We start from the raw sequence: 3342 nt of genomic DNA on the forward strand, positions 1-3342 counted from the left end.
TGCAAGAATATTTCCATCCCATCGGGCTTCGGCCGGTACGCCATAGGCTTGGCCTCGGGAAATAGATGGGTTTCTTCGCGAGGCGGTCCGTCATCGCGAACGCGGGATCGGCGAACTTTCAGCAGTGCACACGAGGCTTTGGTGCTGAGGTCGCCCAGTCCGGTCAATAGGCCGGGCAGGTTGCTCTCGATTCGGATGCGGGTATCAGATGCGCGTATATCCATGGGCACCGGATTATAGTTCTCGATGCAGGCCGGGAGGCAGTATTCCGGGTTGGCTTCAACGGTGATCCGAATGTTGGCAAACAGGCTGACCAAGTAGTAGAACGCATTTTCCGGGGCTTGCAGATGGGGCGCTCGGTCACTGTTAGGGCCGAAGGGCCCCGCACTAATCCACATGGCATTCGAGGGACTCAATCCACATACTCCACATACCGCGCCATCAAGTTCGGGCGCTGGAAGGTGTCGATCTGATCGATCTTGCCGCGCATGTCGTAGAGTGCTTGCTTGAATGCGGCATCGTCCATATCGATCCAAAACCTTGGGTCGCGGCCGATTTTGCGGTCGTATTCAGCCGTTGTTGGATCGAGGTGGCGGTATTGTTCATAGCGCGGCAAGTCCGGTAGCGGCCGGCTGGTGTCCATGTAGTTTTGTAAAAAGTCCCATAACGCGCAGCACAACTGACCTTCGCCGGGTGCCAGCAAAGGACGAAAGTTAATCACGATGTCGCGGTAGCGGTGGGCGATATACAGCACGTTCGTCACTAAGCCTTGGCGGTCCGGGATGGTGGCGATGTAGGCGTCGAACTCGTAAAACGGCGCAGTGAGTTCACCGATGGTGCCGTTGTTTTTGTACTCGCCGTTGTTGTCGTAATCGAAGAGTGTGACGAGACCGGTACGGCGGTTAATTTCCCAGATGGGGCCTCGGGAGGGTTTGACCCAGAGGTGGGGGAGGAAGCGAATGACTAGGGCGGCGATTGCCCAGCAGAAAAGTTGCGGCAGTAGAAGTACATGCGCTGATGCTTCGAATAACGAAACTAATGCGTCTAGATAGGGTTCTCTAGATTTAGTGGCACCAGCGAAGATAGTCATTAAATACACGGGAAGTACGATAATGAATCCCCACTTTCCGAATAGGTTTAGATAGATCCAAAACTGAGATCTTTTTGACCACAACGAAAACCTGAAGCGTTCATTATCGTGCCGATCATGGAAGTCCACGTGTTCGTATGGCGCTGGTACATAAGTACCTAAAGCCACCTTTTCCTTTTTTTCCTGCAAGCCTTTTTCTACCCGTCGGAGATCCTCAGGTGACGCCTCTGTCAAAAAATCATCGGGTGCGACTTGTTGAGTTAGTCCCCACGGCAAACGCACCTTGGAAAAGCGCCGTATCCACGAACGCTCAGCTGATGGTTGTTGCTTGGGGATGCAATCTACTCGATACGCTGTCGCCGCGTAGTAAGGCGAGTTGAGCGACTTCAATTGTCGCCCCTTGCCCTATGGGTGGTTTCATCAGCCCAGTAGAGTTGTCCAACTTCCTTGAAGTTAGGTGCTGCGTGGGTGGAATTGAACGGCGTCGGGTCTTTAGGCTTTGGCGCCGGGAATACCCACGACGAATCGCCATCGCTTAATGTCAGTTGGGCACGGACTTGCCATTCGATATGCGCCGACACTGCATCGTTAGAGCGAGCTGTTTCGGCGTACCTCTCCCACGGTGTCACGATAAAGATTTCTAAGCCGTTAATTGTCCGCCGATACGTAATCGGTTTGGTCTCGGGATATAGCTGGGTTTCTACGCGAGGGGAGCCATCAAAACGAGTCTGGAATCGACGGACCATCATCAGCGCACACGATGCTTTGGTGCTGAGGTCGCCCGGTCCCGTCAGGAGGCCGGGCAAGTTGCTTTCTATTCGAATACGCGTGTCTGCCTCACGCACATACTTGGGTACCGGATTGTAGTGTTCGCTGTAGGCGGGGACGGTGTATTCCGGGTTGCGTTCAACGGTGATACGAATGTCGGCGATTAGGCTGACCAAGTAGTAGAAGGCCGGTTCCGGCGATTGGAGATGGGGTGCGCGATCAGCGTTTGGACCGAAGGGGCCTGCGCTTAGCCAGTCTTCGATGGGGGTCGAACCCAGCCAGTACACCAAGCTGAGACCGATGCTGACAAATATCAGGGTAATCCAGCCCAAAGGGCCTAATCCAAGGAGCGTGGCGCCACCGACGGTCATCGTACTTGCGATACCGGTTAGTCCCCCGGCGGCCATCAGCAGGTGGCCCCACTTGGCATCATCTCCCCATTGATGGGCATACCATGCGTCATACAGGTTGAGGCCGACGAAGACTGATCCGGCTGTAATTCTACCGAGCAGACTGGCGGTTATATTTTTGACCAGACGTTGGGCGAGCTTTGCACCCAGTACTCGGGTGCCAAATGCTTCGGGAATGACAAATAGGGTTTTATTGGCCGCTGAGAGAATGAGTTGGCTACCTGCTAACTTTACAGTTAACGCCTCCATAGCGATTAATAAGTCCAATCCCGCTCCGGCTGCGCCACCTACAGCCCTCAACTGTCCCTTTTCTCGCTCGACGGCATCCCACGCTACCCACTCATTCCTCAAATTCCAAACCTCTAACATCCCCACCATCGCGGCAAACGGTGTGGAGTTCAGCGCCTTGTACATCCACTCGCTCTTCAATGCCTGTTGGTGTTTAACCGCCTGCTGAATCGCATTGCCCCTGACCTTTTCTTGTTCGGCCATATTCTCCTGCCACGCCGCATTTACTCGTTGGTTCACGCTACTAACCAGCTGGGCAACCCGATGCTCGCGGGGCATGGCAATGACGATCGTGTTGGGGCGTAGGTCGCCGCCGTTGCGATAGTGCTGAGGTTCAACCATCGATATGTCGGACGCGGATCGATAGTCAAGGCTCGGCCTGCGCAGGCGCTCCGGGATTTCCGGCAGGTCGGTCAAGCCAAAGATGTACAGATTCTTGTTTCTGGCCTCTTGATGGGTGAGGAAGTGCAGGGCACCGAAACCACCCGGCAGCATGCTGCGCAATTGCGCCACGGCTCGCTTTTGCTGCGTCAGGTTTACTACTGGGGCTGGGGATGTGGTCGATATTGGAATATTTCGTGCTGCCTGCACCGCGCGCTCTGCGGTATCCACCGAGCCTTGCAGGTTTTCAAAAAGATTTCCCAGCGCGGCGGCCGCTGCTTTTAGGGTGCCGGTGAGGGTGTTGTTGAGGCTGCCGCTTTCCACCAGACCGGCCAGTAAATAAGCGTCGAGCGTATTGAGTTGCTTCGGGTCAATGACCTCACAACTGACAGCGGCCAGCAGTGC

Annotated in this window: 1 protein-coding gene and 2 pseudogenes; all 3 read right to left on the reverse strand. The window is 55.1% G+C overall.

The annotated features are described in order from the left end of the window. Positions 1-416, reverse strand: a pseudogene (locus QN378_RS23225) (hypothetical protein); the annotation flags it as partial. Beyond that, positions 413-1480 carry a hypothetical protein gene (locus QN378_RS23230; RefSeq protein ID WP_322205709.1) on the reverse strand — a complete coding sequence of 356 codons (1068 nt, stop codon included), beginning with the start codon at positions 1478-1480 and terminating at the stop codon, positions 413-415. The gene QN378_RS23230 and the pseudogene QN378_RS23225, both read right to left, overlap by 4 nt. Further along, positions 1477-3342 (reverse strand): annotated as a pseudogene (locus QN378_RS23235) (hypothetical protein); the annotation flags it as partial. The gene QN378_RS23230 and the pseudogene QN378_RS23235, both read right to left, overlap by 4 nt.

It is taken from the genome of Pseudomonas sp. 10S5 (assembly GCF_035019745.1).
Classification (GTDB): domain Bacteria; phylum Pseudomonadota; class Gammaproteobacteria; order Pseudomonadales; family Pseudomonadaceae; genus Aquipseudomonas.